The organism is Streptomyces rubrogriseus (genome assembly GCF_027947575.1).
Taxonomy (GTDB): Bacteria; Actinomycetota; Actinomycetes; order Streptomycetales; family Streptomycetaceae; genus Streptomyces; species Streptomyces rubrogriseus.
In genome coordinates this window covers 4,467,220-4,494,024 of record NZ_CP116256.1, presented here as the reverse complement: position 1 = coordinate 4,494,024, position 26,805 = coordinate 4,467,220, and the positions used below count along the sequence as shown (strand labels likewise).

Sequence of the window (26,805 nt, the reverse complement as noted above, 5' to 3'; positions counted from 1 at the left end):
GGGCCTGAAGGCATTCCTCGGTCCTGCCGGAGGGCAGCCCCACGTCGGTGTCTCTGTTGTCTGACCGAGACAGTCGCATCCTCGGACGTGTAGCCCTTCGAGCCCGCCCGCGAAGGCACGGTCATCGTCGCGTAGGACTTGAACGACGTGAGGTACCGAGCAGGGCCCCTAGATTCTCGACCGGCTCGAGTGGACGCCGGGCCAGACTCAGCACGAACACGTGAGCAACTAATGAGGCAGAGACCGTTTCACCTGCATCCCTTACGAGCCCTAAGTCGCAAGAGGACGGAGCGGTGAGCACAGTACCGTCGCTGACGTACTGTCGGCCCCGCAGATCGGTGGCGTCCAGCGAGCTCACCGGCCCTTTGACTGACCGCCCTTTTCAGCCTCGTGCGCAGACATGCCTCCGGGAGCAGCCACATCGCGTCCTGCGGATCGGGCAGCCACGTGTGATGATGGCCGGGAGGGCGCCTCCAATGGGCGCTTGAAGATCAGTAGATGGTGGTCGGGCCAGTCCCCGAGCCTGCTCTCGTGCAGTGTGAGCACCTCAACGGACTCACGTTGCAAGACCTCGTGTCCGTACGCCGAGACCACCTCCCGCCGGATTGCTGCGGAGTCTGGTGCCCGTCGCCGCAGTGCCTCGCGCAGGGTGGGTGTCGCGAGGCGGTGGCACGCCGCGCTCGACCCAGGCGTATCCGAAGTCGTAGAGCGTGCGGGTACTTTGGACTCGTGGTCAGGCGTTGGTGGCGGTGCGCAGATCGTTTGAGCCGATGCCCTCGGCGCTCCGAGCCGCCATGAGGGCGAGCGCGTCGCGTGGCAGGCCCTCGGTGCCGTGCCGCAACTGCCGCAGATTGCCGGCTCGGTCATGGCCAGTTCTCCTCCAGTCAGCGACACGCGGGCCCATCGGCCAGTCGCGGCTGGCTCACGGGAAGGCGGCTCGACGTGGCGCCCCGGGGGGTAGGGGCGACGCCGAGCCGCGTGGATAAGGTCAGTGCGAGCCGCCCGGGGTGTAGTGGCCGGGGATCATCCGGGTTGAGACGCCGAAACGGTTGAACGCGTTGATCGCCACGATGGCCGCGATCAGGTGTGCCAGCTCGGTCTCGTCGAACTCCTGGGCGGCCTTCGCGTACACCTCGTCCGGCACAAAACCGTCCGTGAGCACGGTGATCGCTTCCGTCAGTTCAATAGCCGCGATCTCCTTGGCCGTGTAGAAGTGCCTCGACTCCGTCCAGGCGCTGAGCTGCACGATGCGCTCCACGGACTCACCGGACGTCAGAGCATCGGTGGTGTGCATGTCCAGGCAGAAGGCGCAGTGGTTGATCTGCGAGGCGCGGATCTTCACCAGGTCGTGCAGCCTGGAGTCGATGTTCTTGCGTACGGCCGTGTCCAGGCGGAGAAGGGCCTTGAAGGCCTCGGGTGCCAGGGCCATCCAGTCCAGGCGTTGGGTGTGCTCCGCCAGCAGGTGCTGGTTCTCGTGTACTTCGGTGTTGGTCATGGGCTCAACGCTACGAGTCGAGAGGCATGCACATATAGTCCATTTCTATGATGGATTCACAGACCAATTTGACGACGGAGCTGCTCCTGCAAGCGGGAGTGGATCTGCATCTGGACGTGCGGGGTCCGAAGCTCGGCGCCAGTCTTACGGACGCCCTTCGTGAGGCCGTGCGCTCCGGTCGGCTGAAGCCGGGGGCCCGGTTGCCGGCGTCTCGGACGCTCGCCGCTGATCTCGGTATCGCCCGCAGCACGGTCACGGAGTCCTACGCCGAACTGGTTGCGGAGGGCTGGCTCACCGCCCAGCAGGGGTCCGCCACCCGAGTGGCGGAGCGGGCGACCGTGCGCCGTTCGGCGGCGGCCGTACACGGGGTGCCTGTGCGGCGGCGTGCGCACGGGCTGCTGCCCGGTGCGGCGGACTTCGCGGAGTTCCCGCGCGCCCAGTGGCTCACCGCGTCCCGCCGTGCACTGTCGGCGGCGCCGCCCGATGCCTTCGGATACGGTGATCCCCTCGGCAGGATGGAACTGCGCGTGGCGCTCGCCGAGTATCTTGCCCGGGTCCGCGGCGTTTACGCCGAGCCGGAGCGCATCATCATCTGCGCTGGCTTCCACCACGGTCTCGCACTGATGGCGCAGGCGCTCATCGTGCGGGGTGTCGGAGCGGTGGCCGTCGAGTCGTACGGCCTTGACCTCTACCGCCACCTGCTGACCCACGCCGGGCTGGGGATCCCCGCACTCTCGATTGACGAACACGGAGCAGTGGTCGATGAGCTGAGCGAATTGGCCGGAGTCGGCGCCGTGCTGCTGACCCCCGCCCACCAGTTCCCGACAGGTGTGGCGCTCTCCCCTGAGCGGCGGGCGGCCGTCATTGACTGGTCACGCACCACGGGTGGGCTAATTCTGGAAGACGACTACGACGGTGAGTTCCGCTACGACCGAAAGCCCGTGGGAGCTCTGCAGGGGCTCGATCCCGACGGTGTCGTCTACTTCGGCACAGCGAGTAAGTCACTGGCGCCTGCGCTGCGTGTGTCGTGGATGGTGGTACCCGACAACCTTCTGTCGGATGTCGCGGCGGCCAAGGGAGGCGTCGAGACAGTGAGCGTACTGGAACAGCTGACTCTCGCGGAGTTCATCACTTCGGGCGCTTTCGACCGGCATGTTCGCTCCCGGCGGCAGAGCTACCGTAGGCGCCGCGACCAACTAGTCCAAGCCCTGGCGCAAAGCGCCCCTGACATCCGGGTGACCGGTATGGCCGCCGGGCTGCAAGTGGTACTCGAACTTCCCGCTGGAACGGAGGCCTGGGTCGTCCAAGCCGCCTCCCGCCAGGGGCTGATGGTCAGCGGAATGGCGGAGTTCCGGCACGGAGGGCGCCACCCGCACGGGCCCCGGCGCGATGCACTCGTCGTCAACTACTCGGCGGTGTCGGACAGCGCCTGGCCCGGCGCGCTGAAGGCGCTGTGCAGCGTCATGCCGTAAGACACGTGCTCCAACCGGCTCCGCCTCCGTACAACAAGGGTTGCTAATTGGTCTGGAAAATGGCGGAGGAAATGGACGTCACAGCTAAGCCGATTGCTACCTAGGGTTGCTTTGGTAACGGCCTGAGGCCGAGTGGCTGACTACTCACCGCAACTTAGGAGCTCTTGTGCTAACGAAACAGCTTCGCGAAACCGCGGCTGCGCCCCCCAGTCGGCGCACCCTTCCCGCGGGTGTGACGCTGGCCGGGACCGCCGTCGCGTTCATGAGCCTCTACCTCGGGGCCGGCGCGCTGACACCGCTGCTGGTCACCTACAAAGAGCAGTGGCACTTCGAGCCGTCGATGCTCAACGTCGCATTCGCCGTGTACGCGCTCGGCTTCCTCGTCGCCGTACTCACCCTGGGTTCACTCTCCGACCACCTCGGCCGTCGCCCCGTACTGATCGGCTCCCTGATTGTCCAGGTCGCCTCAAATTTCCTGTTCCTCCTCGCGCCGGACATCAGCTGGGTGATCATCGGACGTATCGTCCAGGGCATCGCCAGCGGGGCCGCCACCTCGGCCTTCACCGCCGCGCTCGTCGAGATCGCGCCGGAGGACAAGAAGCGGCTCGGCACGATCCTCGGCAGCGTCAGCCTCACTGGTGGACTCGCTGCAGGATCCCTCCTCGCCGGACTCGCCATCCAGCTCACCCGCTCCGCGAACACCATCATATTCATAGCCCTGATCGTCCTCACCGTCGTCGGCGGCCTCGTCGTGGTCGCCTCCAGAGAGACGGTGACCCGTTCTGCCGGGGCGCTCCGGTCGATCGTTCCCCGCGTGTCCATTCCCCCAGCCGTGCGCAAGGAATTCATCGCCGCCGCGCCCGTCGTGGCCGCGGTCTGGATGCTCGCTGGCCTGTCCGGCGGTCTCGCCCCGAACATGGTCCGCAGCGTCTTCCATCTCGAAAGCGGTCTCCTCAACGGTATTGCCGGCTTCGTGGCGCCCGCCGTCGCCGCCTTCATCGGGCTCTCCTTCGCCCGGGTCAACTCACGCCGCGCGATGAGCATCGGCATCTACGCATCGATCATCGGTGCCGTCGGAATCATCAGCGGTGTATTTGCCGGAAGCCTCGCGATCATGATCACCGGGCAAGCCATCGCTGGTGTCGGGTTCGGTGCCTCGTTCACCGCGGCGTTGCGGCTGATCTTCCCGCTCGCAGAGCCCTACCAGCGTGCGGGGGTCGTCGCCGCGATCTACCTGGTGTCGTACCTCGCCTTCGGCTTGCCCATAGTCGTCGAGGGTCAGCTCGTCGAGCCACTCGGCGAGATCCCGGCTGTCGTCTGCTACACGACGCTCACCATCATTCTCGCCTTCATCAGCCTCGTCGCCCAGGCTCGCCTCAAGCGCCACGCATGAGAAGCACCCCCACCACGCATCATCCAAGAGAGAGCAGGTCCCCCTGATACCTCTCGCCATCGACACCACGGCGGGAGCACGAGGTGAAGAAGACCTCTCTTCGTACCAGCCCTGGGCGTTCGTCTTGAACTTGTAGTGCGGTGGTGTGACCACCCGGCCGCCGGTCTGCGCGCCCAGGCCCTGGTAGCCGGCATCGGCGAGAATCCCCACCGCGGGCTCGCCGGCCAAGAGCCTGACCAGCCCCAACTGACGGGCGTGAGTGATGTCCGCGCAGCTTGCGCGCCTGGTCGGGCTGCACCACAGGACGCGGCCTTCGCCGTCCGTGACGACCATGGACGTGACGGGGTTTTGCTTGTTCCTGCCGCCGATGAACTTGTCCGAGCCCTTGCGTCCGACAGCCGGGCGGCGAACCCGGATCTCCGTGCCGTCGACGATGCCGGTCGTTCCGCTCGCGGCGAAGTGGTCGACGACGTCGGCCAAGGAACGCAGCCGCACGTCGGGGCTGGCAGTGCCGCCTCACTCGGCGAGCTGGGGCCGCACCTCACCGACGGCCCGGGTGATCGCAGAATGGTCCGCTCCGAACCAGCGGGCCAGCACGTCGGGGTGACCCCGTGCCGAAGATGGACGAGCCTGTCCAGTAGCCGGTCGACCAACACCAGCCGGTGCTTGGCGCCGGCGCCGACGGCCCTCTTCCGCGGTCGGGCGGCAAGCCGCGCCTGGTGACGCTCCTGCCACAACGGGCCGATCTCCTGGTCGAGTTCAGCCATTATTCCCGCAAGTCCGGCGCGTGGTCCAGCGATTATTGATGATCACCGCTCGCGTTGAGTTTCCCACCGCTTGACCGTGATCAACCATCCAGGCTCGACACCTCACCACGTACCGCGCACGAGTTCGTCAGACCTTGTGTCGGCGAAGACCTCTTCGACGAGCCGCTCGGTCATCCTCGGCGCTTTCGGCCGCAGCAGCGTCACCAGCGCCGCCGGCCCTGGGGGATGTGAGCCGGTGAACCGAACCGCACCAGCAACGTAGGGACAGCAGGGTGCCGCAATCGCGGCCCCAGTACCCGTTCCAGCGATAGATGGATCGCGTCAGCAGGAGGTAGAGCCGGTTCGCGACTCGGGTACGGCAGGTCGTCGTCGAACCCGATCGCCCTCAGCGTGAGGGCATCGCGCGGGCTGCGTCCGCGATGATGAAGGCGCCCCTCACGTCTGTTGTCGCCTCGCCGGGGTAGAGGTCGGCGATTCGCCGCATCGTCAGGCCCGGCAAGTAACCCACCGGGCAGCCTCTGTCCCGGGCGACCGCCAGCGGCAGGGCACGTCGGTAGCGAGAACAATCGGGCCACGTCCTCCAGCCTGACGGTCAGTTCCCCGGCGGTGCCGGATCGAACTTGTCCGTCCCCCAGCCGTCCTCCTGCCACGTTCCGCCGACCAGTGGCGATGCCGCTGACAGTTCCGTTCCCAGGACCCGAACCATTGCGCAGGTCCCGCCACCGCACTCCCGACCTGACCTGATACAGGACGCTGATACTCGCCCGACGATGATCACTTCACCGGCCTCCCCGTGCATCACCGGGAGGCGAGTCACATCGTCAGCGGGAGCCGGCCGGACTGCGGTTGCGGACGGCTCATGGTAGGAGGACGGTGAAAGGAGGCGTTCGCCCAGATTGGCGGGCGGTACTGCGATGTTGGTACGACGCGACATATTCCTCAGTTATTCGAGTCTGGGAAGGTGCGGAAGATGGAACCGTTCCGCTCGGTCCTCCTCATCAAACTGCAACTTCAGACATGATTACGGCTGATTGTTTCGCGACGGAACCGTGGGCGCTGACGGAGACACCGCTCAACATGGAACTATTGCCACAGAGCGAATCGGTCTTTGCTCTTTCCAATGGTCATGTCGGGTGGCGCGGCAATCTTGACGAGGGTGAACCCCACGGCATGCCGGGTACCTATCTCAATGGGTTCCACGAATTGCACCCTTTGCCCTATTCAGAAAGAGCGCACGGCTACCCGGAATCAGGTCAGACGGCGATAAACGTCACAAACGGCAAGGTCATTCGTTTGCTGGTTGACGATACTCCGTTCGACTTGCGATACGGCCGACTACTGAAACACGAGCGAGTCCTCGACCTCCGCGCTGGGCAGCTGCAGCGTGAATGTGAGTGGAAATCGCCTGCGGGCCACACCATTCGGGTGCGTGCTGCACGGCTCGTCTCCTTCACCCAGCGTGCTATAGCAGCGGTCGCTTACGAAGTCGAAGCCATAGACACCTCAGTAGCAGTCGTTGTTCAGTCGGAACTCATTGCCAACGAAGAGTTGCCCACCCCGGCGAACGACCCGCGGACAGCCGTAGCCCTGACCTCACCGCTGGACCCTGAGGATGATGAGGCAGTGGATAACCGCCTACGGCTGATTCACCGGACTCGACGTAGCGGCTTGCGGGTAGCGACAGCAGCCGACCATGTTGTCGAAGGCCCTCCGGGGACCCGGAGCAGTTGCGAGAGCAAGCCCGACGTCGCTCGCCTCACAGTTACTTCCCGACTGGCTCCCGGGCAAAAGCTCCGTATCGAGAAGACGGTCGCATACGGCTGGTCGGGTGTCCGGTCGCTCCCCGCTCTGCGAGACCAGGTCGAAGCGGCGCTCGTAGCGGCCGCCGACGCCGGCTGGCGGGGCCTGGCAACCGAGCAGCGAAGGTATCTGGATGAGTTTTGGGCTAGGTCGGATGTCGAGGTCGATGGAGACGCGGAACTACAACAAGCTGTACGGTTCGCCCTGTTCCACGTACTGCAGGCCGGGGCTCGGGCAGAAGAGTGTGCCCTTCCCAGTAAAGGGTTGACAGGCACGGGTTACGACGGTCACTCCTTTTGGGACACCGAGATCTTTGTACTGCCTCTGCTCATCTACACCTCACCCGATGGCGCCGCCGAGGCGCTGCGCTGGCGGCAGCGAACCCTGCCACAAGCGCGTATCAGAGCACGCCAGCTCGGACTGCGGGGCGCAGCCTTCCCATGGCGGACCATTGACGGCTCGGAGTGCAGCGCCTACTGGCCGGCAGGTACCGCAGCGTTCCACATCAATGCGGGTATTGCTGACGCGGTGGCTCGCTACGTTTCCGCTACCGGAGATGCGGAATTCGGTCGAACCATCGGACTCGAGTTGCTGGTGGAGACAGCCCGGCTATGGATGTCGCTGGGTCACTTCGACGCTGCTGGGGCCTTCCACATCGACGGGGTAACCGGACCGGACGAGTACAGCGCGATTAAAGACGACAACCTCTACACCAACCTTATGGCTGGTAGGAACCTGCGCGCTGCAGCGGAAACTGCCGCCCGCTGGCACCGAGAAACAGCGGCTATGGGAGTAGGGGAAAAGGAAGTAGCAGCCTGGATCGAGGCTGCTAAAAGCGTCCATGTTCCGTACAGTGAATGTCTCGGGGTGCATGAGCAGCATGCAGGATTCACTCGTCAGGAGCGGTGGAACTTCGAAGAGACGAGGTTTGATCAGTACCCTCTGATGCTACACTTTCCGTATTTTGATATCTACCGCAAGCAAGTTGTGAAACAAGCCGATCTGATCCTGGCCATGTACACGTGCGGTGATTCATTCTCTGCTGAGCAGAAGGAAAGAAATTTTGCCTACTATGAATCCTGCACCGTGCGCGACTCCTCACTTTCAGCATGTTGCCAGGCAATCATAGCTGCCGAAGTAGGTCATGACGAGCTTGCTTATGAATACGTCGTCGAGGCGGCGTTGATGGACTTGCGGGATCTGGAGCACAATACGCGGGATGGCTTGCACATTGCCTCACTTGCTGGCACCTGGATGGCTCTGGCATGCGGGTTCGGAGGGATGCGTCACAACGGAGATGTTCTGTCTTTCCGGCCCGGCCTGCCCGATAATCTCACTCGGCTCGCATTTCATATAAGGGCATTCGACTGCATACTTTGCGTTGAGATTAGCGCCGACGGGGTCAAGTACACGCTTGAGGCGGGTTCATCCATGACCATACAACACTATGACGAATCCCTTTCTCTCGTTCTGGGTTCGCCATTTTATCGATCCATTTCCAAGGCGCCTCGCCAGGCAGCCCCGGCACAACCAGCAGGTCGCCCGCCTGGGCGTCCTCAAGTGCAGGACGAAATGTACGCACAGCGCACAGATAGTAGGGATGAAGAGAGTTCCTAAGCAATAGTGAAATCCGTGGTGGGGATAACGGTATCGAACCGTGAAGCAGCCAGTCTGAGACGGGGAGCCGTGGGCCGGTGTGGCCGACTGGTGCGGTCCAGCAAGGATTGCGTTCCTATCTTGTCCTATGTCATGCGGAAACTAGAGGAAAGGAGGTAATGATGAGCGCCCTCCCCTCTCATCCCGACCGGCTCCCATTGGGCCGAGTCGCTGACGAGTTCGTGCTGACTACGATTCTCCTGTTCCTCGCTGTGACCGTCGTACGGTGGCTTCGTGACCCCGATTCTCCTCTCTACATTGCCGACCTAGAAGTTGCAGTGGCCGTTATCGGCGTCGTGAGCGGAATCATCCTTACTGGCTTGATCCTTAGTCCACCTGGTAAACGCAGCGGAGGACATATGAACCCTGCTGTGACGGTCGCTTTGTGGCTGATGGATGCGTTTCCCGGCCGTAGTGTTCTTCCCTATGCTGCGGCCCAACTGGCGGGATCAGCCGCAGGCACCGGACTTGCGCGCCTTGTATGGGGACCTGTCGTCTCCCATGCCTCTATCAATCACGCTGCACTCAGGCCTGCGCCTACCTGGCAGCCTGCGAGCGTGTTTTTGGCTGAGGCTGGCAGCATGATGCTCCTCATCCTCCTTGTCGGCTTCATTTTGGCTTACCCGCGATATATCCGTTTGGTGCCCTATGTCATCGGCGCGTCTGTGGCGGTTGTCATCGCTTTCCTTGGAACTCTTAGCGGCGGCTCAATTAATCCCGCCCGTCAATTCGGGCCGGCGGCTATTTCTGGACAGACCCTCGATCTGTGGATCTATTTGATTGTGCCAGTCTTGGGGGCCACGATCGGTGCGGCAATCTATCATTTGTTTATCTGGCGTTTCAACGCCTGCCGACCCCTGACGTACAAGTTGGCTGGTAACCATGGCTCCGACGATACGATGGCATCCCCACACTAAGGTCGGTCGTTCATGCGCCACGAATGAGGCAGTGAGGATATTTACCCTAAACCAAATCAGGGTCGAATCAACGAAGGAAATGAGTCATCATGCGCATTCTGGTAGCCGGAGCCACCGGTGCGGTCGGACGCCTGCTGGTTCCGATGCTGTTGGATTCGGGTCATGAGGTCATAGGCCTATCTCGGTCCGCGTCGGGGCTCGAGCGAGTACGGCAGGCGGGTGCATCCGCCGTGCAGGCTGACGCGTTCGACAGGGACGGTATGCGGCAGGTGGTCACCACTGCTGCACCGGACGTAGTGGTTCACCAGCTCACTGCCCTGTCGGACGCAGACGGCGAAACCACCAACCGGCTGCGTGAAGAAGGGACACGCAATCTGGTTGACGCGGCTAAGTCGGCCGGAGCGCAGCGCATCATCGCGCAATCCATCGCCTGGGCGTACGCACCTGGTGAGCAGCCAGCGGACGAGGCCGTGTCACTCGACTTCGGCGCCGAACAGCCACGGGGCGCGATGGTGGACGGAATCCGAAGGCTGGAAGAGACGTCGGCCGAGATGCAGACCGCAGTGGCCTTGCGGTACGGCATCCTGTACGGCCCAGGCACGTGGTACGCACCAGGCGGTGCCGTAGCCGCCGCGCTTTCCGGTGACTCCAAGGCCCGCCTCCTCGCGTACCTGGAGGCTGATCGTTCTGTGACCTCGTTCATTCATGTCGCCGACGCGGCTCGGGCCACGGTGGCCGCCGTCGGCTGGCCGAGCGGGCCTGTCAACATCGTGGATGACGAGCCGGCGGAAGGCCGTCAGTGGGTGCCGGTCCTGGCCGAAGCCCTGGGAACACCTGCCCCCGAACTCGGAACAGGACGGCAGGACTGGGCACGGGGGGCGTCCAATGCCCTGGCCCACTCCCGAGGGTGGCAGCCGGAATATGCGACCTGGCGTACCGGCTTCGCAGAACAGGGACACAGAGGCACTGCCAGCACGGAGTGAACGTTCAGGTCGTCGCCGACGCCGCGGGCAACCTGCTGTGAATCTCGCCCGTCCTGCCCGGCCGCACTCACGACCTCTCCGCTGCCCGCACGCACCGCATCATCCGGATCTGCGAAGGCCAGGGCACTCCTGTTCTTGCGACCGCGCCTACATCGGAGCTGGCCCCTGGGTGACCATGCCGGTCAGACGTTCGCCCCTCGGAGAGCTCACACCGACACGGCGGACGGTCTTCAGCGTCTGGTCGGCGACCCTGCCCGGTATGCCGACGGTGACCGGCGCCTCCGGTGCGGGAGAAGCCTCCTCGATAGCGGCGTGGTCGGTCAGGAGGTCGGTGACGGCCGGGTGGCCGGCTTTCGTGGCCGCCATGGCGGGGCTCGGCCGCCCTTGCAGCCGTTGACCTCAACGGCGCACAGACCGCCGCAGGTCAGCTCGCGTTGGAGGCCGGGCTGCAGTTCGTCGTCGGCGGCGAGGCTCTGCACCACGAACTTCACCGTGGACAGCGCCTCTCCGGTGTCCGGTGACGGGCCGTGAGGCCCATTGCGGAGAACGTGCCGGCGTGAATGCGCAGCGCTGCCTGGTCGCGGTAGAGGACGTCGAGCACATCCAGGATGTGCCCGGTGACCTGGAAGAGACGGGTCATGCCGAAGATGGCACGGTGTCGCCCGGCCGCGCGTAGGTGAGCAGTTCGCGGACCTTCGGGCGCCGGAGGGGGTGGAGGCGACTGGCGGTGTCCGGACCCCCATCGAATCTACCGATTTCTCGATCCCGGCCCCGGCCAGGACGAGGGGCTGCCGTGCGGTGGACTGCTGGTCGGTCGACACCCGCTTGTAGACGAGATTGACCACGCTGCTCCCTCGGTTGCGGCTGAACATCACCTTCCGGGTACACTTCCATGATGGAAGTAACATACGGCGTGATGACAGAGGGTGAGTGAGGCTGTGGCGCGGCATACCAGTTTCGCAGAGATGCAGTGCCCCATTGCCCGTGCGCTCGATCAAGCAGGTGAGTGGTGGTCACTGCTGATCCTTAGAGACGCCTTCCAGGGTTCATCGCGATTCGGCGAGTTCCAAAAGGGCCTTGGCATCTCGGACAACTCCCTCACACGCAGGCTCAGTGACCTGGTGGGTAAGGGACTGTTGGAGCGCAGGGCGTATCAGGAGCGCCCGAAACGCTACGAGTACGTACTCACTGACGCTGGGCGGGACTTCCTGCCGGTCCTCGTCAGTCTTGCCCAGTGGGGAAAGAAGTACGACCGGCCCGAGCAAGGGGAAACGTGGGTGGCTGATGCCCAGACCGGGCGAATGATGCGCCCGGTCTTTGTCGACCGGTGTACCGGCGAGGAGATCTCCGGGCACGGTGTTGTCATCGTCAATACCGCGGCCGGAATCCAGACAGCCCGGCCGCAAGTCGATGAGATGGGGGCGCCGCCTTCATCTGCCACTGAGTGCTCCCATCCCAAAGAGGCATCATAATGGGCCGTGGACCAAGCGACATGTACGCGTTTGCTACGCTCAGTGATCTGTCGTCGGCCATGGACGCCGGTCAGGTCTCCGCTGTGGAGCTGGCACAAGCTGCGATCAGTCGGATCGAGCGCTATGACGCTGACATCAACGCGGTATGCGCAGCTGACTTCGACCGTGCCCTGGACGCGGCAAAGGAAGCCGACAACGCGCGGGCGCGTGGTGCGTCGGCTCCGCTCCTTGGCGTGCCGATGACGGTCAAGGAATCCTTCAACGTGGCTGGGCTTCCCACTACTTGGGGCATGCCGTCCTTCAGAGGCTTCACGCCGACGGAGGACGCGGTCACTGTCACCCGCCTCAAGAAGGCTGGCGCTGTCCTCCTGGGTAAGACCAATGTGCCCTTCGCGTTGGGTGATCTGCAAACTTACAATGACTTGTACGGTACAACCAACAATCCCTGGGACCTTGGCCGGACTCCGGGCGGCTCGTCTGGCGGCTCGGCCGCAGCTGTCGCAGCTGGATACGGCCTGGCGTCCATCGGCTCCGACATCGCTGGCTCTCTGCGGGCGCCAGCTCACTACTGCGGCATCTACGCCCACAAGCCGTCATCCGGCCTGTTGCCTTCGCGCGGTCACACGCCTCCGGCCACACCGCCACTCGCCTTCGATCGCGACTTGACCGTTCCGGGCGTGCTGGCGCGCAGCGCCGCTGATCTGTCCCATCTGCTCGGTGTACTGGCAGGGCCGGACGAATCCACCCTAGGAGTCGCCTACAAGCTGGTCTTGCCGCCGGCCCGTCATGACGAGCTGAGCAACTTTCGGGTCCTCCTTCTCGACACCCACCCACTCATACCCAGCGCATCGAGCGTCCGCCTTGCCCTGACCACCCTCGCCGAACAGCTCTCCGCCGCCGGCGTTACCGTAACCCGCCACAGCGCTCTGCTACCCGACCAGACGGACACGGCTCGCCTCTACATGCGCCTGCTGCTGTCAGCCTTGGCGGCCAACTACCCACTTGCTGTTTACGAACAGTTGCGCGAGGCCGCTGCGCGACTCGACGCGAAGGACTTGAGTCTGGCGGCTGAACGGACGCGCGGCGCCGCCCTCAGTCACCGCGACTGGATCGCCGCGGACACGGCGCGCGCTGTGCACCGCGAGCGCTGGCGCAAACTCTTCGCCACATTCGATGTCGTCGTGTGCCCGGTGATGCCCACCCCCGCCTTTCCTCACGATCAAACTCCTGACCAGTGGAGCCGCCGAATCATGATCGATGGCACGGCCTACAGCTACGCAGACCAACTCGTGTGGGCAGGGATCGCCACCACTTCGGGTCTCCCCGCGACCGTGGTACCGATCAGCCGGTCTGCTGAAGGCCTGCCAATAGGGGCACAGGTCATTGGTCCGATGAACGAGGACAGAACCCCGATTCGCTTCGCCGAGCTACTGGAGCGAGCCTTCGGCGGGTTCACAGCGCCTCCACTCTTGCTGTCCGACAGTGAAGGATGACGGCGTGGGATAACTGGTGCATCAACCTTCAGACCGTGCAACAAGTGATTCGATTAACGCAGCGTCGAAGGTCCTTGTGGCATCGTCCCAAACGGTCATCAGACGCATTCACCGTTCCCTAAAGGAAGTTCAGGGTTCCATCATGAAAGTCTGTGTTTTCCTTTCCGCTGCTGACCTCGACGAGCGCTACGTCCGCCCAGCGCGCGAGTTCGCCGAAATGCTGGGAAAAGGAGGCCACACCCTGGTGTGGGGCGGATCGGACACTGGCCTAATGAAGGTCGTCGCCGATGGCGTGCGGGAGACTGGTGGGCGACTCGCGGGCGTCTCCGTCGATTTCCTTCGCAGTTGGGCCAGGGAAGACGCCGAAGAGATGGCCTTCGCCAAAGATCTTGCTGAACGCAAGGCGCTGCTGCTCGCCGGCTCAGACGCTGTGGTCGTGATGGCGGGAGGCCTAGGCACACTGGATGAGCTGACCGAAATCTTGGAGTTGAGGAAGCACGGACTGCATACCAAGCCCGTGGTATTGCTCAACGCAGCGGGATTCTACGACGGCCTGATCCTCCAGCTTCGGCGCATGGAAGACGAGGGGTTTCTGCCGAGGTCCGTGGATGAACTAGTCTTCACAACCGACCAAGGAGCCGCCGCGCTGACATACATCGAGGAGACCACAACCTTGCGTGAGGAGGTGTGATGGCTCGGACACATCCGCCGGACACCCATGTGTGCAGGTGATGTGCCCAGGCGAGGTCCGCCGCCAACAGCGCGAGCAGGACACCGGCCACCCTTTCCTTGATCACCCCGAGTGCTGATCTGCTGGCGCGTTTTCGGTGCCTGTTGTCAGCATGTCCTGGTTTCCCTGTCAAGTCCTCGTGTTCACGTCTTGCTTCTGGGCGTGAAGGTCACCGTGGCGGATATCGGCGATCGCGATGCCGCCCACGTCCTGCTGGAGCGGCTGGCCGCCGCCCATCACCGCCTGGACCTGGTCTGGGCCGACGGCGATTACACCGGCAGCCTCGTCGAGCACTGCCTGGCGACGTCCGCCCTGGTGGTGGCGATCGTCAAGCGCGACAACGTGCAAGGGTTCGTGGTGCTGCCCAAGCGGTGGATCGTCGAGCGTTTTCGCGCATCCGATGCGAAGCCGCCGCCTGGTCCGCGACGTCGAGCGCCGCGTCGCCAGTACCGAGGCGATGATCTACTGGTCGATGATCGCTCTCACGACCCGCCGCCTGGCTCGCTCACACCGGGGGCGAGGATGAACCGGCCGGGTATGGGCTCGGCCAGCCAGTTGCGGGCGACCAGGCGTTTCGCCGTCGACCGCAATGCCTCCACCCGCGCCGGCGCCACGTCCATGCCGAACGCTGCGGCCATTTCCTGGCAGGTCAGCGGCCCCTGCCCCAGACGGGCCCGATCCGCGACTGCTTGAATGATGCGCTGGTAGTCGACCGACAGCACCGACGGGGCCATCCCCTCACGCCACACCGGCACCTGCGTTCTCGGCTTGGTCCCATCGCGGAACGTGGGCTGCGTGCCTCTGTCCTGCGGACCGGCGGCGGCCTGAGGCCCGGCGTCAGCGGCGCAGCCCGGAGCCAGAACCGTGTCGACCCGCCGCCGGGCGATCACCCACTCTTGCCCTTCCTCCTCGGCTGCGGCCAACTCGGCTTGGATACGGTCCGCTTCCTCACGCAGCCTGTCGCCCCGACGCCGAGCAGCGAGCTCGTGGAGTTCCAGTAGCCCGACAACCGACGGCATTCGCAGCCTCCCGGAGAGCGACGACCTGACAGGCCACTACTCCCAAGGGCCCACCGCACCTATCCACGACCAGCGAAAACCCGTCGATCACACCCGGGAAGACAACAGCTTCTCAGCTTTGGGCGGGGATCGTCCCGGGGGCGCCGCCGGTGGCGAGCCGCATGAGGGGGGAGCCGAAGTCGAGGTCGCCAGCGTCTTCGGCGTGTGCGAAGTTGCTGCCGAACTGATGCTGGTAGCCGCGCCAGGACCGCTGGACGATCCGCTCCTCGACGCCTGCCGACAGCAGGACGGTGTCCCCGGTGGCGGCGCGTTCGATGCGGCGTCCGAGGGCGGGGTCGGCCCAGACGGAGGGGGCCGCGAAGACCGCGGTGGGGAAGGTGACGGCGCGCATGAAAGTGAAGAGCGGGCGCAGGCGGTCATCGGCGACCATGGTGTGGCGGGCGCTTCCGGCGGTGGCGGCCAGGACGACGGGCTTGCCGATGAGGAGGTCGTCCATGACGTCGACGAAGGACTTGAACAGGCCGCTGAACCCGGCCTTGTAGACGGGGGTGGCGGCGACGACGATGTCGGCGAGGGCGAGCGAGGCGAGGGCGTCCTTCAGCTGCTCGCCGGGCAGTCCGCCGACCATCACGCTGGCGATCTGCCCGGCGAGTGGGGCCAGGTCGATGGCGTGGAGCTGCGCGGTGCGGCCGTTCTCTGCCTCCGTCTAGGCCAGTTTCGCGCCGATCCGGTCTGCGAGCAGCCGGGTCGAGGACGTGTCGCTTACCCCGCCGCTGATCAGCACGATCCTGGTGCGGTCGGTGTCAGTCATCGTGCGTTCTCCGGTCCGGCGGCGCGGTCGGCGTCCTGGTAGGGAGTGGGGCCGGTGAGGTTGTCGCCGCGGTTGGCATGGGGGCGGAACTGGCGGGTCGGCTCGCGGCACCGATCACTAGCAGGGCCACACCGACGGCAGCGATGGGCGTCCACATCGGCGCGATGTCGGCGGCGGCCGGGACCACCAGCCCGATCGCTGCCAGCACTTCCAGCACGCACGCCGATGCCTCTGATCTGGGTCGGGGTGAAGGAGTTCACCCACTTCATCGAGTCGTCGAGCTTTTCGCGGGACTGGACAAGCTTGAAGCCACCGGTGAGCAGCATGACCAGCGCCAGCAGGATCTGGACGACCCACAGGAAGACGTTCCTCACAGGTTTCTTCAGTAGAAGAAAGCCCGGGGGACGGCACAGCCGTCCCCCGGGCTTTCGGTGGTCAGATACGGGCGAGGGTGCGGCCCGCCGCGACGGCGGCGGTCAGGGCGTCGGAGTGCTGCTGGGCGCCGAGGTCCTTCAGGCCCTCCATGCCCGGGGTCGTCGCGGCCAGCGTCAGCTCACGCTTGATCAGCGTCAGGTCGGCCTCCCACAGGTCACCGACGATGCGCGTCAGGTACGGGGTGGAGTGGTCCCAGCCATCACGCGGGGTGCCGGGGCCGTAGCCACCGCCGAGCGTGGTGATCAGCGCGGTGGGCGTGCCCTTGAGGAGCGGGTTGGTGGGGCCGGCGCCCGCGAGCACGAGGTCCACCCACGTCTTGAAGTGCTGGGAGACACCGAAGTTGTAGAACGGCACGGCCAGCACCACGGCGTCCGCGCTCTGCAGTTCTTCGGCCAGCGTCATAGCCAGGGCCAGAGCACTGCTCTGCCCCTCGGTGCGCTGGTCCTCGGGGGCGAAGCCGGCGGTGGTGGCCTGCACCCAGGCGTCGGCGGGGAGCGGGTCGCTGCCCAGGTGGCGGCGGGTCACCGTGCCCTCGGGGTGGGCGGCGAGCCACTCGGCCTCGACGCGCTCGGCGATCTCACTGCTGGCGGACGCTGCCGGGAAGATGCTGGCGTCCAGACGGAACAGGCGCATGGGAATTTCTCACTTCTGCAAGGTGATCAACGGGCACGGCCGGAGGGCTCTCCGGCTCACGCTTCCACGCTAGCACGCAAACGGACTTTACCCCGCTTAGCTGTTTCGAGGGGGTACATTAGGGCCGTGAACCTGCCTGTCGTGCCCTTCGGAAAACCGCGCAGTGAACGTGCGGATGCGGTGCGTAACCGTGAACGCCTCCTGCAGACCGCCCGCGAGATGCTCGCCGAGCACGGAACCCAGAAGGTGACCATGGACGCCCTCGCCGAACGCGCCGGCCTGGGCAAGGGGACCGTCTTCCGCCGCTTCGGCACCCGCGCGGGCATCTTCCAGGCCCTCCTCGACGAGGACGAGCAAGCCTTCCAGGAACAGGTCCTGTCCGGTCCTGCGCCGTTGGGCCCCGGCGCCGGCCCGGCAGAGCGCCTGATCGCCTACGGCCGCGCCCGCATCGCCTTTCTCCTGGACCACCACGCCATCGCGCGGGCCTGCCTGGACCGCACCCAGCCCATCCCCGTCGGCGGCGCCACCATGACCCGCCCCCATATCCGCATGCTCCTCGGCCAGACCCGCCCAGCCCCGCCCTACCTCGACACCCTCGCCGTCCAGCTCACCGCGGCACTGGAAGGGCCTCTGCTGCTCTACCTGTCCATGGACGAAGCCGCCGCAGCCCCCGCCCCCGACACCGGGAACCCCCTGGCCGAGAGCTGGCAGAACCTCATCGAACGCGTCCTGCAAGGCGCAGCCCCCTCGGGGCAGCAGGGGGATCCCGCCTGATTCCGCTGCGAGTCGGCACCCGCTCTCGCGTCATCGCGGAGTACTGGCCGAACCCCACAAGGGAATTCGGTGTCGCCATGTGAGAGAGCTGGCCAGCGGTCTGACCCATCTTCCAGCTGCGCCTCGACCGGTTCGACGGCGCCAAGCTCATCGGCCCGGTCGACACCGCGGCCATGGCGCGCGTGGACGCCGCCCTGCGAGCCGTCCAGGACCCGTAGCAGGCGATCGGGTGACGGATGTGGGCCCGGCCCTGCGTCGGTCGACCAGATTGGTCGGCGCCGCCGTCTCCCGCCGCTGGAAAACCCCGTATGCGCAGGTCCCCGCTGCACGGCCGGCCGGGTTCACGGCGCCGGTCCAAGCAGGTCTGGCCAACCGCCCAGTCGCGGAATGCGCCCACCCTCGTCTCCCGGCACCGTAAGAGGACTTTGCTCACGACGAAGCCCCGCCCTCACCAGCGTGAGGCTGTCGATGCCGTACGGGCTGCCCTTGTGGTGTCTGCGGCCAGCACCGTCCCGGAGCGAGGGCTGCGCACGCAGGTCGTCATGGCGACCGGCTCGGGCGGGACCCCGGTTGCCGCACAGAGCGCGCACGAACTCCGGGTGGGCCGCGTGCACGCGACCGGATCGACACCGACATCGCGCACCTGATCGAAACCCGGCAGGCACTCTACGCGCTGCTTAGGGTCAATAGCCGATACCGGCTGAGCTGTTCACGGGTCTGGAACCGGCGGCGCAGTAGGCCTGATGCTGTGATCTGCGTCTCTGCCGGTTGCCCCTCACACCAATGTCAGAGGTGAGGATGGCGACAACGCCCGCAAGCACCGGGTCGGTCGTACGAGAGGCGGCGGGAGACGGGGCAGGCATGGGGTTTCGGCAGGTATGGCGGGCCCGAGGTGCAGGAGTTCTTCAATCGTCCCGGCCCTGTTCCGGTCGCGGCGAGGTGCGATGTGTGAAGAGGCCACCTTCGGCGGACGCCGGGGACCGCCTCTTCACGCATCCTTCCCTCGGCGCAGAAGACGAGGGCTCCCCACTGCCGACGGCTCACGCGCCGTACGGCGGCACTGCACGCGAAGTCAGGTCGGGACGTGCGCGGTGCATCTGTACCGGATGACGCCACCGGCCGGCCGCATCACGGGCGACGTCGACGGCGACTTCCACCACCAGCTGCGGGTCGACGAGCCTGGCGTCCAGGACGACGCGGCTGCCCCACCCGGCGGTGAACGTCCGTTCCGTCCACGGGTGCCCGCCGTCAGCCGGCGTCAGCACAGCCGCGAGACCGGTCGCCGCGGTGCGGGCGAGCGGAACGGTACGGCCGGTGTAGCGCAGCCTCCCTGTGTCGTCGTAGCGGCCGAGCAGCAGCGTGCGGGGTCCGGTCACGAATCCGGTGACGGCTCCGAGGATGGCCTCGGTGGTGGCGCGGACCTTGTACTTGCCCCACGCCCTGGTCCCGGCGCGGTACGGCTCCGCCAGCCTCTTGAAGCACAGGCCTTCCAGGCCGGCCGCGGTCCAAGTGAGCCACTCGCGGGCGGTGGCGGGGTCGCTGGTCGACGGGCACAGCGTTAACGGCGCCGTCAGGCCCGCGTAGTCGAACAGGGCCTCCAGCGCGGCCCGGCGCCAGGCGTACGGCCAGGGGGTGAGGTCGGCGCTCTCCAGGCGCAGGACGTCGAAGACGACCGGATGCGCGGGCCAGGTCTGCGCGGCCGCGAGCGCGCCGGCACCGCGGCGACGGGCGAGGCGCTGCTGAAGCCTTTCTTCCTGACCGGCGGGCAGGCCAACGACGCGCCTGCCTTCACCGAAGTGATGGCACGCCTGCGCGTCCCACGCCGCCGGGGCCGCCCCCGCACCCGGCCGGATGTGGTCCTGGCGGACATGGCCTATTCGTCCCGCGTGATCCGCGGGCACCTTCGCGACCGTGGCATCCGGGCTGTCATCCCGATCAGGGCGGACCAGAGCATCCACCGGCTGAGGCGCGGCAGTCGGGGCGGGCGTCCGCCGTCCGTCGACCGTGCGGCTTACAAGCGGCGCAACGCCGTCGAGCGGTGCATCAACCGCCTCAAGCAATGGTGAGGGATCGCCACCGCTACGAGAAGACCGCGACCCATCTACCTGGCCGGCCTCCACATCGCGGGCCTCTTCCTGTGGTCAGCCATCTGACCCGAAAGAAGCACCTCACTCGTCTGTGCGGGTGAGCTGGAATGGACGCCGGGTGGGTCGTGTGCTGGAGTCGAATGGATTCCGGTCTTGAAGAGGTCGCGCCGGTTCGCCGGCGCTGGGAGGCCGCATGCTGCTCGACGGTGTGATGCTGCTGTGGTTCCTCCAGGTGGTGATCGCCGTCTTGTACGTGGCCGTCGACATCCGTACGACGCCCGAGGCCACGGTCATGAAGTGGGGCTTCGTGATCATCACCGCGTTCAGTGGTCTGTTCGGAGCCCTGCTGTACGTGCTGAGCTGCCGCGAGCCGCTTCCAGGCACCCACGAGCAGTACGTCGCGGCGAAGTGGCGGCAGGTCGTCGGCTCCACAATGCACTGCGTCGCCGGCGACGGCGTCGGCATCCTGGCCGCCGCCGTGGTCACCTCCGCGATTGGGATCCCGATGTGGGCCGACGTCCTGTGCGAGTACGCCTTCGGCTTCCTGTTCGGCTGGACCGTCTTCCAGGCCCTCTTCATGAAGAGCATGTTCCGCACCTACCGGGAGTCCCTGAAGCGAACCTTCGTCTCCGAGCTGCTGTCCATGAACGCGGTCATGGGCGGCATGACCGCCGTCATGGTGCCGTGGATGAGTCATGACATGGCCGCCATGCACCCCACCGGTGCCCGCTTCTGGTTCGTCATGTCGATCTCCCTGTGCGCCGGCTTCCTCGTCGCGCTGCCGATGAACTGGTGGCTCGTCGACCACGGCCTCAAGCACGGCATGATGACCGTTCGCCACGACGACGCCCCCCTCCCCCAGGCCGCCGCGATTGCCCTCGCCGGCGCCGCGCTCACCGGGCATCAGCACCACCGGCCGGACCCGCACAGCGCACCCCAGCACACCGGCACGGCACACGGGCCTCACTCCGGCGCGTCCGGACACGAGTCCCACGAAGCCATCGCCCGCACCGGCCACGAGCAGCACCACATGCAGCCCACTGCGAGCCGCACCCAGCTACTCCTCATGACTGTCGTCAGCTTCATGATCTTCGGAGCCGGTTTCCTAGTGGCAGGACTCTTCGGCGCCCTCGCCATGCACCGCTGACACTCGTCGGCCGGGCACAGTGCTGGAGCCACCTTGCCGGCCAGGTTGGCCGCAAATCAGCGATCGGATGATCCGAACGATACGGCCTAGTGGTGTGACCGCATGGGTTCGCCGGGGCAGCGGTTGGAGTAGTTGGACGGGCGGCAGGCATCCGTGTCGACCGCTATAGCTCTTGGTGGCCAAGCCCTGTGCGCATTACGCAGACTGACCGATGCGGCTACGATCCACGGCGTGGGACGTAACGGGTGAGGGCACTGATCGGCGCAGTGGGGGCGAGTGCCTTGTGCTGGGGGGGTGGCTGGGACGGTGCATCTGGGGTTGGTGCGCCACAGCAATGGGCGGCGCCGTGACGGTTGGAGCCTTCCTGAAGGGGGAGGGCTCTACGAGTTCGCGTTCATGGCAGGAGCCATCGTGACGTTGTACTCCGTTCCCGGGCTGCTTCGGCGCAGGGAATGGTGGCCGGCGCTGAGCCTGAGCCTGGGAACTGTGGTGGGAGCGGTTTCCGTACTCGTTCTGGGACAGGAACCGCGGTATTGGGTCACTGCGGCGGTCATGGTTGCTGCCGGGGGTGCGGCACCCTTGGTGAGCCTGTGGTGGGGGCGTCGGCGGTCTGGTGCTGTGACCGCGTAGGTTCGCCAGGTTGATCAGGCCGCGGCTATGAGGGGACGTCCACCCCAGCGGACTTCCTTCTCGCTTCGGATGCGGGCGCGTTCCTTGCCTTCAGCGGCTAGGACGCCGGGGTGAAGGACGTTGGCGTTGAGCCATCGCAGGTAGGCGTGCAGGGCCCGAGCCTGAACCGTGTGGTTGGGGTAGTTCGACCGTCCTGGGCCGCCAGGCCGACCGCGCCACCCGCAGTGGCATGGGCTTCGACTACATCCTCTCTGCTGCTCGTTTTCGTGAACAGAGCCAAGCGGGTGTGTGCCTGTCTGCTCCGTCAGCGCAGCGCTACCCCGCGCGGTGCCGGCGCGGGCGGCGAGTGGCGGCGAGGTAGCGGGCGCACAGATCCGCGCCCGTGGGGCAGGCCGGTATCGATCAAGCGGCGGGTCCGCAGGGCGAGCCGGAGACGGAGGGCGTCCAGGTGAGTCCGGAGCCGCGACGGTTCCGTCCGGCAGGGGCAGACGAGTCGGTGCGGGATTCGGCACCACGGGCTGCCGTCACCGCTGGGGTGGGCGATACCTGCGCTGAGATGCCAGCGGCAGTCCTCAGGGATTACAGCAGCGGCCAGCTCTGCGGGGTGCAAGGCGATGAGTCGATGGTCCGCACGCGGGAAGAGCTCGGTCGGGTTTCCGCAGGCGCAGCAGTGGCGGGTTTGTCTTGCAGTCGGAAATCGGTCTGGGCTGGTGGTAGTTGCTCGCAGTGGCCGTCTGCGGGGGCGCACGGTGTGAGCGGTTCCGTGCAGAGGGGCGAGGTGGGAGCGCATGCGCGGACCGTGTCAGGCGACACGCTGTAATCGGCGTAATGACTGCCGAGGGCCCCTCGAACGGTCCAGCACGCGCGAACACATGCACGAAGATGCGTATGTGGGTGCGCCTCTCTCTCGCCTCTTCGGGTGATTCGCCGCGCCGCGAATTTGGGGGCGTGGCCGGTCGGTCAGGTGTCGTTGCCGCCGGGCGGGGTGTGGTTGTCGCAGAGCACCGCGAGCAGGTGCTCGATGGGTACGTCGAAGACGTGGGCGAGGGCGTGCCAGGTGGTGAGATTGCCGGGGGTCCGGCCGTGTTCGAGGTCGATGAGGGTGCGGCGGGCCAGGCCGCTGCGGCTGGCGAGTTCGTCGAAGGTCCAGCCGCGTTCGCCCCGCAGGCGTGCGAATTCCACGCGTAGTGCGCTGAAGTCGGGATCGGGGGGCAAGATCGTCACTCCACCATCCGACGGTGCAGAAGCCTGCCCTGTCAGTGCGGGTTTCTGCACTATCTGTGCTGATGGGGGTGACATTCACGGTGCGGAAATCTGCACTAGCGTGCTGGCGTCCTGGCGTCTGCCGCCAAGACGCCTGCCCACCAGTTGTGTTCACGGGAGGACGACGAGCCGATGAGGCTGGCCGGTACACAGACCGCGGTGCGGCGCGTCTGGACAGTCGAGCTGCGCCCGCGAGCGGGAGAGCTGAGACTGTTCTGCATCCAGTGCCAGGCCCACACGTCCCCGGTGGACGGGTCCTCGGCCCGGTCGGCAGCCCTGGCTCACCTGGCCAGCCATGCCAGGGCCGAGGCGCTGCCCGGGCACCTGCGCACGTGCCAGTGTCACGCCCTGGGCTGTTCGTGGCACTCCCGCACCCGGGGCTGCGGCGGGCCGGTGCTGCTGGCGCTCACCCGGCAGGCCGGCGGGCGTTCCTGGCGTTTGGCCGACGCCTGTGCCGCCTGCGCCGCGGCGACCGGCGGGACCGCCGTCGTGCCGGACACGCTGCTCGGCGCGCGCCGGCCCAAGCCGGCGGGCGGCATTCTGCGGCGTGCCCGCCGCGGCCTGTCTTCGGGACACGACGAGCTGGCCCGTGTGCGGGAGATGCTCACCTACCTGTCGGCTGCACTCCCCCAGTTCACCTCACCCGCTGCCCGGCTGCTCGCTCTGCAGTGCGCCCTGCGTGCGGACACCCTGGGCCGTGTCACGGTTGCGGACGGGCTGCTGCGCAGCATGCGGCTGCGCGGGCGCCGGGAGCTGTGGCTGGAGCTGGCTCAGGCCGGGTGGCTGGAGACGGTCGGCCCCCGGCCCGGATCCGTCGCCGTACGGCTGCTGGATGCCACCGTGCTGGACCAGGCGCCAGGCCGCGGCGCGCGGCGCCGCGCCGCTCACTGGGCGCTGCACCCGGCGCCTGTGGTGCTGCCGGCTGCGGCTCCTGCTGCGTTGCGGCTGACCGCTCTTGCACTCGCGTCGCATCCCTTCAGCACGGAGGACTTGGACGCTGTGTCCCGTCTATGCGGGCACTCCCCGCAGCAGACCGTGGAGTTGCTCGACCGGCTGGTTTCGGCTCGCACCCTGGTGTCCTGGCACCAGTGTCCGGAGACCGGTGACGTGCTCTGGCAGTTCCCGCAACGGCTGTCACAGCGTCCGGCAGATCGGGACCGCTGATGCTGCAACATTGGGAGTCCGGCTCAGGCGTGGGCATGGATGTGGTCCGAGAGGGCCAATCCTCATCTCGTATCCGTACTATCTGTGCACGGGGGTATGTGCGGCAGGTGTTGTTTCGCGCCTTTCAGGCGCAGCCCGCGCATCCGCGTCCGCAGTTCCCCCTCCACTTCCCTCACGCAGCCAAGGAGAACAGCACTATGTCGGAGACAGCGACCACGACCGAAGTGGCCTCGCAGTATGCCGCCCAGGTGGCCGGCGACCTCGAGCGCAACGCCCAGGAGCAGGAGCGCATCGGCGCGGACATCGCCACGCTGCAGGAGAAGCTCACCGTTCTGCAGCACGACCACAGTGTGCTGGTGAACATCCAGCAGGCGCTGGCCGGCACGGTACCTGCGCCGGCTGCCGAGAGCACTCCCGTGCCGTCGCCCCGCAAGAAGGCGGCCGCCGAGCCTGTCGGCGGCAGGCGTTCGCAGGCCGGGAAAGCCACTGCCTCGCGGGGCCGCGCAGCGGCCAAGAAGCCCGCCGCCAAGAAGACACGCGCCGCCAAGGCTGCAGGCAAGGCAGCAGCAGTGAAGAGCGACGCACCCACTCTCGTCGAACTCGTCCGCCGCCACCTTGCCGCGCAGAGCGAACCGCGGTCCGCGGCAGAGGTCACTGCCGGTCTAAACCAGGCCCATCCTGAACGCACTGTCCAGACCACCGTGGTTCGCAACACGCTCGAAGGTCTCGTCGCCAAGCAGCATGCCCAGCGCACCAAGCAAGGCTCCTCTGTCTACTACACCGCAACCGGTGCGCCCGGGCCCGTAGCCGCTCCCGAGGCCGCTGCACGAGCCGAGAAGAGCAAGTAGAAACCCAAGTCCGCTGTGCTCACCGCCCGCAGACCGGGCTTGTGTCGTGTCACGTCGCCGACGGCGTGGGTTGACACGACGGGCTCTGGCCCGGGCGGACGGCGGCGCCATGGACGTTCGCCTTCTTCAGCGTGCGGCCCTGCTTGAATCACAGGTGTGCCACCACCCTGGGACGAGCAGACCGGCCGCGGCTGATGAGGATCTGTGAATTCGGCTCTGACCGCAGTTCCGTGATTCCGCTGATCGTCAACGTTTGGGCGGCGGCGTGGGCCAGGGGTATCCATCTGGTGACGTGTTTGCTGGCCGTCCGGCCAGCACGTAGTCGAGATACTGGTCTTGGACCACGCCAGCGTTGACCCACCTTCCGCGTCCCGCTCCAGTGACGTCTTCGGCGGCTGCGAGGGCGCCGAGAGGGTCGTCGCAAGTCGTCACAAGGCGGCCGAACTCCTCTTCCTCATCGTCGGTGTAAAGAGGAGGGAACTCGACTACGTCAACGAAGGTTTCGTGACCGACGTCTTCCAGGGTGTGCAGGTAGATCTCATAGCGGGCCCTGGTCGGTCTGACCTCGACGTAGCGGATGCCGGGACGCTCGGGTGAGCCAGCAGGGCCGAGGAACTGCTCGATCGGTCGGCCCCGGCGCAGGGCACCTAGGGCGAAGGACTGCGTCAGGTAGCGCACGTGAGAAGCGTAGAGGCCCTGCATGGACGGTCGGCGTGATGCTCATGGCTGGGTGAGGATGCGGGTCCGGAGCAGTTCGGAGGAGGCTCGGCCATACATTGCCCTCTTGAGTGTTTTCACCGGTTCACATGTCCTTCGACCACCCCGGAATTCCACGGCAGGGTGAGTCCGGCAGTGACGGCGTCGAGGTCTTGGCGGAGGAAGCCGGCGAAGCCCTTCATCGGTTTCGGCGCATCCTGTTCAGCCTGCCGGATCCATTCCATCCGTCGGTATACGCGCTGGTGGCGGACCAGGTCGGCGAAGGCCCGGGCGAGGTCGCAGGCACGGGTAATGTCCGGGCAGGCGAGCCGGACCTGAAGGAGTCGCTCGTTCTGGCTGTCAGTGAGCGTCTCGGGGGAGCGCATGATCCACGAGGTGATCTTGCGCGGGCTGGGGATGTTGGCCCTGACCGGTTCGGCGGTGCCCGCGCGGAGGGCGGCGAGGTGTTTGCGGACGACTTGGCGGCGGCCGCAGTAGCCCCGGGTCTGGATCTCCAGGAACAGTCGGGTGCCGCTGACCTGGCCTTGTGCCTCGGTGAAGCGGGTGTTGAGGTATGCCTTGAAGGGTTCCAGGACGTCATTGGGGCGGCGTTCGCGGGCGGAGGCCAGCAGCTCGTCGAGGTCGGTGTCGCGGAAGCGGCGCACGGTCTTGCGGTCGAGGTTGAGTCGGCGGGCGATGGCGCTGATGGTCCAGCGTTTCACCAGGAGCTGGTGGATGTCTTCGTAGCGGTGGCGGGTGCGTTCGATGATCTGGGTGCGGGGCAGTTCCGCGGGCGGTAACAGCATCGGGGGCGGCTCCGGCACCTTGGTCACCGTCTCTTCCTCGGCACGTTTGCGCAGGCAGTCGCGGTGCTGGTGGCAAGTCTTCTGCACCGCGGCGGACAGAGTGCCATCGCCGGACCACATCCGCAGCCGATTGTAGACGCCACGCCAGTTGCCGTACTTCTCCGGCATCTGAACCCACTGTGCCCCGGTCTGAAACTTCCAGACGATGGCGTCGATCACCTCTCGGTGGTCGCGCCATCGGCCACCCCGCTTCGGTGTCCGGTCCGGCAGTAACGGCTCGATCCGCGCCCACTGCGCGTCAGTCAACGGCACCC

At 66.2% G+C, this 26,805-nt stretch carries 25 protein-coding genes and 5 pseudogenes; 15 read left to right on the top strand and 15 right to left on the bottom strand.

The features are described 5' to 3' along the window. Window positions 1-988: 988 nt before the first annotated feature. Complete coding sequence (locus Sru02f_RS20540) at window positions 989-1,495, bottom strand: carboxymuconolactone decarboxylase family protein (RefSeq protein WP_109032544.1); 507 nt, start codon at window positions 1,493-1,495, stop codon at window positions 989-991. Between the two features lie 47 nt (window positions 1,496-1,542). On the opposite strand from Sru02f_RS20540, the gene pdxR reads away from it, so the two are divergent. Both pdxR and Sru02f_RS20530 read left to right on the top strand, forming a co-directional pair. Next, window positions 1,543-2,967 (top strand): MocR-like pyridoxine biosynthesis transcription factor PdxR, encoded by a 1,425-nt coding sequence (gene pdxR / locus Sru02f_RS20535; protein ID WP_244941873.1) that lies wholly within the window; start codon window positions 1,543-1,545, stop codon window positions 2,965-2,967. A 232-nt stretch (window positions 2,968-3,199) separates the two neighbouring features. Next, window positions 3,200-4,360: an MFS transporter gene (locus Sru02f_RS20530; protein ID WP_197695425.1), complete on the top strand. Its 1,161-nt coding sequence runs from the start codon at window positions 3,200-3,202 to the stop codon at window positions 4,358-4,360. 183 nt (window positions 4,361-4,543) lie between these two features. Here Sru02f_RS20530 and Sru02f_RS20525 read toward each other — a convergent pair. Further along, a pseudogene (locus Sru02f_RS20525) lies at window positions 4,544-4,855 on the bottom strand (transposase family protein); the annotation flags it as partial. Between the two features lie 505 nt (window positions 4,856-5,360). Then, window positions 5,361-5,674, bottom strand: a pseudogene (locus tag Sru02f_RS20520) (IS110 family transposase); the annotation flags it as partial. A gap of 470 nt (window positions 5,675-6,144) precedes the next feature. On the opposite strand from Sru02f_RS20520, the gene Sru02f_RS20515 reads away from it, so the two are divergent. From Sru02f_RS20515 to Sru02f_RS20500, 4 genes and pseudogenes are all read left to right on the top strand, one after another. Beyond that, the gene (locus Sru02f_RS20515; protein WP_109032545.1) at window positions 6,145-8,544 is read left to right on the top strand and encodes a glycoside hydrolase family 65 protein; all 2,400 of its coding nucleotides are present in this window, start codon (window positions 6,145-6,147) and stop codon (window positions 8,542-8,544) included. A gap of 161 nt (window positions 8,545-8,705) precedes the next feature. Then, complete coding sequence (locus tag Sru02f_RS20510; protein WP_167469586.1) at window positions 8,706-9,500, top strand: MIP/aquaporin family protein; 795 nt, start codon at window positions 8,706-8,708, stop codon at window positions 9,498-9,500. 89 nt (window positions 9,501-9,589) lie between these two features. Then, the gene (locus Sru02f_RS20505) at window positions 9,590-10,483 is read left to right on the top strand and encodes an NAD-dependent epimerase/dehydratase family protein (protein WP_093455241.1); all 894 of its coding nucleotides are present in this window, start codon (window positions 9,590-9,592) and stop codon (window positions 10,481-10,483) included. Then, window positions 10,465-10,712: pseudogene (locus Sru02f_RS20500) on the top strand (transposase family protein); the annotation flags it as partial. The gene Sru02f_RS20505 and the pseudogene Sru02f_RS20500, both read left to right, overlap by 19 nt. Here the strand turns inward: Sru02f_RS20500 and Sru02f_RS20495 are convergent. Beyond that, the gene (locus Sru02f_RS20495) at window positions 10,631-10,849 is read right to left on the bottom strand and encodes a hypothetical protein (RefSeq protein WP_167469587.1); all 219 of its coding nucleotides are present in this window, start codon (window positions 10,847-10,849) and stop codon (window positions 10,631-10,633) included. The pseudogene Sru02f_RS20500 and the gene Sru02f_RS20495 sit on opposite strands and share 82 nt — an antisense overlap. A gap of 121 nt (window positions 10,850-10,970) precedes the next feature. After that, entirely contained in the window at window positions 10,971-11,123 is a 153-nt protein-coding gene (locus Sru02f_RS20490; RefSeq protein ID WP_167469588.1) for a hypothetical protein, read from the bottom strand. Window positions 11,124-11,409: 286 nt separating this feature from the next. On the opposite strand from Sru02f_RS20490, the gene Sru02f_RS20485 reads away from it, so the two are divergent. The 4 genes and pseudogenes from Sru02f_RS20485 to Sru02f_RS20470 all read left to right on the top strand — a co-directional run. Continuing rightward, the gene (locus tag Sru02f_RS20485; RefSeq protein WP_093455240.1) at window positions 11,410-11,955 is read left to right on the top strand and encodes a winged helix-turn-helix transcriptional regulator; all 546 of its coding nucleotides are present in this window, start codon (window positions 11,410-11,412) and stop codon (window positions 11,953-11,955) included. A gap of 20 nt (window positions 11,956-11,975) precedes the next feature. Beyond that, window positions 11,976-13,448 (top strand): amidase, encoded by a 1,473-nt coding sequence (locus tag Sru02f_RS20480; RefSeq protein WP_109032547.1) that lies wholly within the window; start codon window positions 11,976-11,978, stop codon window positions 13,446-13,448. Between the two features lie 142 nt (window positions 13,449-13,590). Beyond that, window positions 13,591-14,139: an LOG family protein gene (locus tag Sru02f_RS20475; protein ID WP_093455238.1), complete on the top strand. Its 549-nt coding sequence runs from the start codon at window positions 13,591-13,593 to the stop codon at window positions 14,137-14,139. 111 nt (window positions 14,140-14,250) lie between these two features. Further along, window positions 14,251-14,556: pseudogene (locus tag Sru02f_RS20470) on the top strand (hypothetical protein); the annotation flags it as partial. 104 nt (window positions 14,557-14,660) lie between these two features. Here the strand turns inward: Sru02f_RS20470 and Sru02f_RS20465 are convergent. From Sru02f_RS20465 to Sru02f_RS20450, 4 genes are all read right to left on the bottom strand, one after another. Next, a complete protein-coding gene (locus Sru02f_RS20465; protein ID WP_109032548.1) occupies window positions 14,661-15,197 on the bottom strand; it encodes a hypothetical protein in 537 nt (178 codons plus the stop codon). 112 nt (window positions 15,198-15,309) lie between these two features. Continuing rightward, window positions 15,310-15,825, bottom strand: coding sequence for an NAD(P)H-dependent oxidoreductase (locus tag Sru02f_RS20460; RefSeq protein ID WP_244941874.1), 516 nt, complete (start codon window positions 15,823-15,825; stop codon window positions 15,310-15,312). A 179-nt stretch (window positions 15,826-16,004) separates the two neighbouring features. Beyond that, window positions 16,005-16,382 carry a DoxX family protein gene (locus tag Sru02f_RS20455; RefSeq protein ID WP_159107547.1) on the bottom strand — a complete coding sequence of 126 codons (378 nt, stop codon included), beginning with the start codon at window positions 16,380-16,382 and terminating at the stop codon, window positions 16,005-16,007. 61 nt (window positions 16,383-16,443) lie between these two features. After that, the gene (locus tag Sru02f_RS20450) at window positions 16,444-17,076 is read right to left on the bottom strand and encodes an FMN-dependent NADH-azoreductase (RefSeq protein WP_093455236.1); all 633 of its coding nucleotides are present in this window, start codon (window positions 17,074-17,076) and stop codon (window positions 16,444-16,446) included. A 180-nt stretch (window positions 17,077-17,256) separates the two neighbouring features. Here Sru02f_RS20450 and Sru02f_RS20445 point away from each other — a divergent pair, with 180 nt between their 5' ends. Next, a complete protein-coding gene (locus tag Sru02f_RS20445) occupies window positions 17,257-17,850 on the top strand; it encodes a TetR/AcrR family transcriptional regulator (RefSeq protein ID WP_373103506.1) in 594 nt (197 codons plus the stop codon). 1,040 nt (window positions 17,851-18,890) lie between these two features. Here Sru02f_RS20445 and Sru02f_RS20440 read toward each other — a convergent pair. After that, the gene (locus Sru02f_RS20440; RefSeq protein WP_373103503.1) at window positions 18,891-19,751 is read right to left on the bottom strand and encodes an ATP-dependent DNA ligase; all 861 of its coding nucleotides are present in this window, start codon (window positions 19,749-19,751) and stop codon (window positions 18,891-18,893) included. Here Sru02f_RS20440 and Sru02f_RS20435 point away from each other — a divergent pair. Further along, on the top strand, window positions 19,650-19,916 hold the full coding sequence (locus Sru02f_RS20435; RefSeq protein WP_373103500.1) for a transposase: 267 nt from the start codon (window positions 19,650-19,652) through the stop codon (window positions 19,914-19,916). The genes Sru02f_RS20440 and Sru02f_RS20435 overlap by 102 nt on opposite strands. Window positions 19,917-20,130: 214 nt before the next feature. Further along, the gene (locus Sru02f_RS20430) at window positions 20,131-21,084 is read left to right on the top strand and encodes a DUF4396 domain-containing protein (protein ID WP_218030706.1); all 954 of its coding nucleotides are present in this window, start codon (window positions 20,131-20,133) and stop codon (window positions 21,082-21,084) included. A gap of 644 nt (window positions 21,085-21,728) precedes the next feature. On the opposite strand, the pseudogene Sru02f_RS20425 reads toward Sru02f_RS20430, so the two are convergent. From Sru02f_RS20425 to Sru02f_RS20415, 3 genes and pseudogenes are all read right to left on the bottom strand, one after another. Then, window positions 21,729-21,902, bottom strand: a pseudogene (locus Sru02f_RS20425) (IS630 family transposase); the annotation flags it as partial. Between the two features lie 116 nt (window positions 21,903-22,018). Further along, window positions 22,019-22,504 (bottom strand): DUF6083 domain-containing protein, encoded by a 486-nt coding sequence (locus Sru02f_RS20420; RefSeq protein WP_244941817.1) that lies wholly within the window; start codon window positions 22,502-22,504, stop codon window positions 22,019-22,021. A gap of 170 nt (window positions 22,505-22,674) precedes the next feature. Continuing rightward, entirely contained in the window at window positions 22,675-22,938 is a 264-nt protein-coding gene (locus Sru02f_RS20415; protein ID WP_109031393.1) for a helix-turn-helix transcriptional regulator, read from the bottom strand. Window positions 22,939-23,109: 171 nt separating this feature from the next. Between Sru02f_RS20415 and Sru02f_RS20410 the strand changes: the two genes are divergently transcribed. Next, a complete protein-coding gene (locus Sru02f_RS20410; RefSeq protein ID WP_109031392.1) occupies window positions 23,110-24,141 on the top strand; it encodes a hypothetical protein in 1,032 nt (343 codons plus the stop codon). A 197-nt stretch (window positions 24,142-24,338) separates the two neighbouring features. Continuing rightward, a complete protein-coding gene (locus tag Sru02f_RS20405; protein WP_109031391.1) occupies window positions 24,339-24,989 on the top strand; it encodes a hypothetical protein in 651 nt (216 codons plus the stop codon). A gap of 246 nt (window positions 24,990-25,235) precedes the next feature. On the opposite strand, the gene Sru02f_RS20400 is transcribed toward Sru02f_RS20405, so the two are convergent. Beyond that, window positions 25,236-25,667: a hypothetical protein gene (locus tag Sru02f_RS20400; RefSeq protein WP_244941816.1), complete on the bottom strand. Its 432-nt coding sequence runs from the start codon at window positions 25,665-25,667 to the stop codon at window positions 25,236-25,238. A gap of 116 nt (window positions 25,668-25,783) precedes the next feature. Then, a complete protein-coding gene (locus Sru02f_RS20395; RefSeq protein ID WP_244941815.1) occupies window positions 25,784-26,803 on the bottom strand; it encodes a transposase in 1,020 nt (339 codons plus the stop codon). Window positions 26,804-26,805: the final 2 nt, after the last annotated feature.